The following is a 6351-nucleotide window of genomic DNA, read 5'->3' as shown; positions in this document are numbered from 1 at the left end:
TGATAAATAAATTTACCACAGCTTTAGTAACTATGCCATATTTAATTTTTGGTAGCTTTACCAATTCCACTGCCTTTTTTGCAGAACAAGAGTTAATTAGCCTTCTTTAATTAAAAACTATAAATGAGCAAATTTTCTGGTAATTAATTACCATTACTTGATTTATGAAGTGTTTTATCCTATCATTTTGTATTCTGGAAAGCTTTATATCTCCCAGAAATACAGGATGGAAATTTACTGGAAGCATTTTTGCCCATTTATAGTTAAAAACTTTTAAATGCAATTCCTTAACTAAACTTCATTTCTTTTCCTCTAATACAGCGATATTAAGTTCATTTTTCTTCCTCTGTAAATTAACACCCTTAATTTCCGCCAAGGTAATTTCTACTAAATAGAGGACAACAGTACCCTCTTCTAAATGTCCAGTATAAGTTTGTTCCAAATCTGAAATCACCATATGTAGATGAGGGTCGCCATCTACTATTACTCCCTGTAAAGAAGCCAATTCCATTGGTTTTTCCAATGTTACATATTCATCCACTGGTGATTCTTCCATTCCTGTAACTCTATGAAAAACTGCTCTTTGTAATGAACCAATTGCACTCAACACAACTGCATTTTTAATTCCTATTTGCTTTAATTGTTCTCTGATGCTCTTTAGCAAATCTTCTCCTCTTTGCAAATTAAGGATAATGATTCTCCCTAATTCCTCTCCTATATCTCTTCTCATGATAAAACCACCTCTTTCAAAAAATTTAACCATTAAACCTTGCCCTTTTTAGATATTCTTCAAAATATTCACATTTACCTAAAAAATTCAGAAATACCTCCCTTAATCTTCAAAACCATCTTTTTCATAAGTAATATAATTTTCAGGCCTAGTAGGTGCAGAAAATATAGAAGCCGTAATTAATGGTGTATCGCCAATATTTCGTACTTGATGCTTAGAATTAGAAGGGAAAAACACCGCATCTCCTTTCTTAAAAGTAACTATTTCTCCATCAATCCAAGCCTCACCTTTACCTTCGAGAATTAATATCACCTCCTCAATATCCTTATGACTATGAAGTGGTCGCACTACTGACTTAGGAGGACAATTCATGATAGCAATTGATAATTTCTCCGCTCCCACAGTCTCAGGAGTGATAATCCATTTAAGTTCTCTCCCTGGTAGTTGTATACCTTCAACATTGTTTGGATTTATAACTTTTACCCCATTTTATATACCCCCTTTTCATTTTCGTAGTGTCAAAAATTTTTATACAAAATCAGCTTTAGTTGCTGATATAACTGATTTTTTAGGTATATTTTTCAAATACCTCCCCAGAGTGGGTGGTGCTTAAATATAAATAATATTCCTTTAAAACTCAAATCTATCGTTTCCCCATACTGAATGTAGAACCAATAGCCAAAAAGGTTGTTGAAACATTTCGGCGGATATACCGCCGCAATCACAGCAGTAGTTATTGTGGAGCTTGTGGGAAAGTGCATACCAGCTTGGAAATGCTTGCTGATGGTTGTGGATAAAATTGTGTGATAAGCTGTGGTAAACTCGTAGAGTTTCCCATGGCTTATCCACAATTTTATCCATAGCCAGAAGCTTAGCAGTTCCTGCTGGGATGTACTTTTCCATCAAATCCACAATATATTCATTTCTCTCTTATCCAGGAATTTATACTTAGAATTGACGGTGGCACCTCTTCTATGGTATAAACATACCATATACATCCTTTACATACTAAAAATTAGATAAGAGGTGACCACCGTGGCTATTATTATACCACTTCTCCTAAGTATAATTAAGTACCTGAATAAAATTCTTTTCAAATTTCAGTGCTTTTTAATACATAGATTTATGTCCAACTTACCTTCCGATAACCCTATCGCTGAACAATACCGCACCATGCAAGTAGATGACTTCCCTATCATTGAAAAGCGAGAGCTACTTGACCACAAGGTATTGCTGCAGCAGTACCTGGATACCCACGGAAAACCTCTTAAACCTATCAATCACAGGAGTTCCAATCTCCCTCCTAAAGGAACCACTTGCCCTATTTGTAACGCGCCTTATGAATACATCTACGATAACTCCGGCGGCAGAGGACAGCTAAAATGCAAAGTATGTCACTCCACTTTCTTCCCCCACAAGTCCTACCTGGAAAAACTGGTCTTTAAATGCCCTCATTGCAGACATACACTCACTAAAAAACGAGATAGAAAAAACTTCTTTGTCTACTCATGCCAAAACCGTAAATGCTCATTCTATCTCCAAAACATTGCTTCCTTGACCCCAGAACAGCAAGCTGATTTCAATCAAAACCCGCACAAATACAAAATGCATTACTACCACCGTGTCTTTGATATCGAACTTGATTCTCTCAAGCAAGAGCCAAACAAACCCCACTCAGTAGACCTCTCCAGAATCAGAAAGGCTAAGTATGTCCTCGGCCTTGCCCTAACATATCACATAAACTACGGCTTGAGTTTGCGTCAAACAGCTTCCATCCTTTGGGATATCCATAGAATCAAAATATCTCACCAGACAATCGCAAATTATGCCGCCTCTGCAGCTAGAATCCTCAAAACCTATGTTGATGACTACCCATACGACTTATCATCTCAAGTCTCCATCTGCGGTGATGAAACCTATGTCAAAGTCTTAGGCAAAAAGCACTATGTCTTTTTTATCATGGATGTTGTCAAAAAAATTATCACCTCCTACGAAGTTTTCGCCAATAGAGACGGTATATCTGCCATCAAAGCAGTATATGCTACATTAGCAAAATTCCGTAAAATCCCTGAAAACCTTGTATTAATCTTTGATAGCAACCCCATTTATCTCCTGGCTCAACATTTCTTCGCTCAGCACAATATACATTTCGATGTTAAACAGGTAATTGGTCTTACCAACAACGATGAAGTCTCTGCTGAGTATCGCTGGCTAAAGCAAGTAATTGAGCGACTCAATAGAACCTTTAAAGCAGTCTACAGAGGCAAAAACGGTTTTAACTCTTTAGAAAGAGCTAATGAATATATGGTTCTTTTTGTTGCCTTTTTCAATTTCCTTCGTGTTCATTCTTCCCTTAACTACAATGTCCCAGTGTGTGTCCCCGAAATCGCAAATATGCCTGATATGCCTTCCAAATGGTTAGAATTACTTAGGCTGTCATATGAACATATTTGTAGACATCAACACATAACCTAATTCAAATCCTTCTCAATAATATCACTTGCCTGGCTACACTGTAGCTTCTTTACACATGTCATTATAATCCCATTAATTGTATTTTTAGGCTATATCTTACTTATTAAGCACTCTTAATTACTGTGTTTTTATATTTTTAGTCTATATTCTGTTGCCAAAGTCCATGTTTTGATAACAATTCTCTTATCGTTGACTTTTTCATTATTTATTTGACACTACCTTCATTTTAAGTATGCTTTCGAAAAGTCTGAGAGCCTTATTTTAGCTTGTTTGCAGGTTCGGTCTTGGGACTTCACCCCATAATTATTCTGCAAGGTTACTCTACAAAATCAATCGTTATGCCTATGTTGCTTAGCTACTTTTCGAGAGTATTCATTGTAATTAATAAATTATGATTTATAATTTCAATTATAGAGTACCACTTTTTTGTATCTATTTCAAGAGTTTTTTTACCTTTATTTTTTATATTTATTTAGCGTATTCATAAATAAATTCCATTTTTCTCATTGTTTTTCGTCATATCTCATTATTTTGGTTCGTTGTAAAATTAAATGCAACACCTAAAAAATAGTAGAACCATAGTGAGAAATCCTGTATGATATAGATATCCAAAATCACTAAACATACAGGGAGGTCTCACTATGGCTCAATATAATTGTACCACGAAATGTCGCTCTTTTAAACACCTAAGTGTCTATGAAAGAGGGAAAATTGCTGCCTTGTACAAAGAAGGCAAAAGTATACGCTACATTGCAAAACAACTAGGCAGAGCTCCAAGTACTATTAGCAGGGAAATTAAACGTGGTACCGTTACTCAGCTTAAATCTGACTTGTCTACTTATGAAGCATACTTCCCCGAAGCAGGGCAGGCAGTATATGAAAAGAGACGAAAAAATTGTGGTACTAAACTCAAACTACCGCTTGTTAAGGACTTCATCAGATTTGCGGAGGAAAAGATGCTCCAAGAAAAGCCATGGGCTCCAGATACTATAGTGGGGTACTGTAAGAAGGATCCTAGTTGGAAAGATAAGCCTATTGTTTGTACTAAAACTCTGTATAACTATATAGACAGGGGACTGCTTAGAGTACGCAATATTCCTGACTTTGTCAGTTAAAGTTCCAAAAAACCTTGAAATCAAGCCATTTTTTCTTTTTAAAACGCGCAAATTGTACCCACACCTATCCCTTACCAGGTAAAAGCCTTTGCTTCTTCAAGAGACAGGACATTCTTGGGTGGTGCTATCCGCAATACCCTTAATATCTTGTTCGCTCCTTCGCTGAGTTTCATCTTGATCAAGTAAAGCTGCCCGTTTATTTCCACCTCCGTAAACATCATCGAATTTAAAGCCTCCCTTATTTTGTTGGGACTCATCATAATCCCATTCGTTTTCAACTTGTACTCTAGTGTCCTCTCCAAAAGAAATGCTAAAAAGCATACTACAAAATGTCCTTTTATCCTCCTTTCCGTCCAGTGAAATATCGGCCTTACTTCCAAGGTGCTCTTCATTATCCTGAACGATTCCTCAATCTTCCATAACGTGTGATATACCTCCAGTACCTTTTCTGCTTTCAAGTCTAACAAACTCGTCTGTATGGCATAATAGCCATCAAACTTTTCATCAGCAGCAATAGCCTCCTCATTAAGACAATATTCTTCTTTCTCACCCTTCTCCAAAATAAAGCGTTTACTCCCCCTCCTGTTACTGGCTCTAATCCTTGCTGGTTCTTTTAGCAGCTCCTTCGCTTTTTCAATAAGTCGTTCACGATCTGCTTTATCCTTTAATGCCCTCTTCTTAGAATATGTTATCACCATCTTTTCCTTAAGTTCTTTTACTTTCCCTTCTTCATCCTTGTAACGGTTAATGTAGTCTATAACCTTGTATCGAAACTCTTCTTCATCTTCTTCCTTATACCTTGCCAGAAGTTCAGGAGTTAATAATCTATAACCGTTAGAATCAAATACTTCTTCAATTACACTTTCTGGCATCTTCTTTAAACGGCTTGCCACTATGTAGTCATAACCCATCTCCTTTATCCTGCTTAAGTTTAACTTGCTGTTTAAACCCCTGTCAGCTACTATGATTACCTGACGAATATTGAATCGTTCCTTTAGCTTCTCTAAAGACCTCTCCAATGTCTTGCTGTCAAGCGTGTTACCAGGAAACAATTCATACCCTATCGGCCGTCCTTCACTGTCAATCAGTAAACCCATTACAACCTGTACCTCGTTAATTTTATTGTCTTTGCTAAAACCAAAATCTCTAAATCCATCTTCTCTTACACTCTCAAAATAGAATGTAGTCACATCATAGAACACTACATCCACACTCATGTTAAACAGCGTCCGATTCCTATCAAAAACATAGTTCTCTATGTTCTCTTTATTCTCTGCCAGTAAATCTAAACTTCGGTACAGATGATTTAAATCCATTTCGGGTATACCCAAATACAAATAACGCTTTTCGTAGGTGCTCAGCTTACTCATGGGTGACAGCAAGTGCTGGACTACCATGAGAAAAATAACCGAGCCTAGATCAAATTGTAGCTTGGTGTGCTTCCTTTTCAGTTGATCAAAAAAGCTATCAAAGCCAAATATCTGCCACAGCTTGCGATACACTATAAAACCGTAATTGCGAAGAGTACCTTCTGAAATTTGCAGTTTGTCTGTTTTCTCAACAGTACCTCCTGATATTTCCAAAAGCCTTTCTGCCAATCGCTTAAATGAAGGATTACCTTCTATTATATCCTTGCGTCCCAAGTTAAGAATGACTTTATGTTTTACTTTGCCATTTTCGCGAAAAGATTCTACTAAACGTACGTATTCATATTTTCCAGCTTTAACAATTTTTATATGCATAGGAAATACCTCCTAAGAAACAGTAAATCCTATGCATATTGTACCATACAATTTGACACAATATCAACAAATTAAAGCATAATAATAAAAAATTTGTCCCTACACTTTTAATAAAAATTAATTTTTGTAGCCCTCAAACCCAGTAAAATCAAGGGGTCTTACTTTTAAACCTCCTTTCAACTGACAAACTCGGGGGGGACTGCTTAGAGTACGCAATATTGATTTGTTACTCAAACCGAGGCTAAAACCCAGGGATAAGACGAAGAAAAGAGAGCCTAAACGGATTATG

The 6351-nt window shown here is 36.5% G+C and carries 5 protein-coding genes and 1 pseudogene; 3 read left to right on the top strand and 3 right to left on the bottom strand.

Annotation, left to right across the window (positions count from 1 at the left end; genetic code table 11):
* Window positions 1-298 precede the first annotated feature (298 nt).
* Together JOD02_RS11360 and JOD02_RS11355 are read right to left on the bottom strand one after the other, a co-directional pair.
* On the bottom strand, window positions 299-730 hold the full coding sequence (locus JOD02_RS11360; protein ID WP_204489638.1) for a PPC domain-containing DNA-binding protein: 432 nt from the start codon (window positions 728-730) through the stop codon (window positions 299-301).
* Between the two features lie 102 nt (window positions 731-832).
* The gene (locus JOD02_RS11355) at window positions 833-1102 is read right to left on the bottom strand and encodes a cupin domain-containing protein (protein ID WP_243426532.1); all 270 of its coding nucleotides are present in this window, start codon (window positions 1100-1102) and stop codon (window positions 833-835) included.
* On the opposite strand from JOD02_RS11355, the gene JOD02_RS11350 reads away from it, so the two are divergent.
* From JOD02_RS11350 to JOD02_RS11340, 3 genes and pseudogenes are all read left to right on the top strand, one after another.
* Window positions 1101-1343 carry a hypothetical protein gene (locus JOD02_RS11350; protein WP_204489639.1) on the top strand — a complete coding sequence of 81 codons (243 nt, stop codon included), beginning with the start codon at window positions 1101-1103 and terminating at the stop codon, window positions 1341-1343. The two genes, JOD02_RS11355 and JOD02_RS11350, sit on opposite strands and share 2 nt — an antisense overlap.
* Window positions 1344-1765: 422 nt before the next feature.
* Window positions 1766-3205: a DDE-type integrase/transposase/recombinase gene (locus tag JOD02_RS11820; protein WP_204489634.1), complete on the top strand. Its 1440-nt coding sequence runs from the start codon at window positions 1766-1768 to the stop codon at window positions 3203-3205.
* Between the two features lie 641 nt (window positions 3206-3846).
* Window positions 3847-4302: pseudogene (locus JOD02_RS11340) on the top strand (transposase); the annotation flags it as partial.
* An 89-nt stretch (window positions 4303-4391) separates the two neighbouring features.
* Here JOD02_RS11340 and JOD02_RS11335 read toward each other — a convergent pair.
* Window positions 4392-6062, bottom strand: coding sequence for an IS1634 family transposase (locus tag JOD02_RS11335; RefSeq protein ID WP_204489633.1), 1671 nt, complete (start codon window positions 6060-6062; stop codon window positions 4392-4394).
* Window positions 6063-6351 lie beyond the last annotated feature (289 nt).

It is taken from the genome of Caldicoprobacter guelmensis (genome assembly GCF_016908415.1).
In the GTDB taxonomy this organism is placed as follows: domain Bacteria; phylum Bacillota; class Clostridia; order Caldicoprobacterales; family Caldicoprobacteraceae; genus Caldicoprobacter; species Caldicoprobacter guelmensis.
Note: the sequence above shows the minus strand (reverse complement) of the source record. Positions and strands in the feature narration are given on the sequence as shown.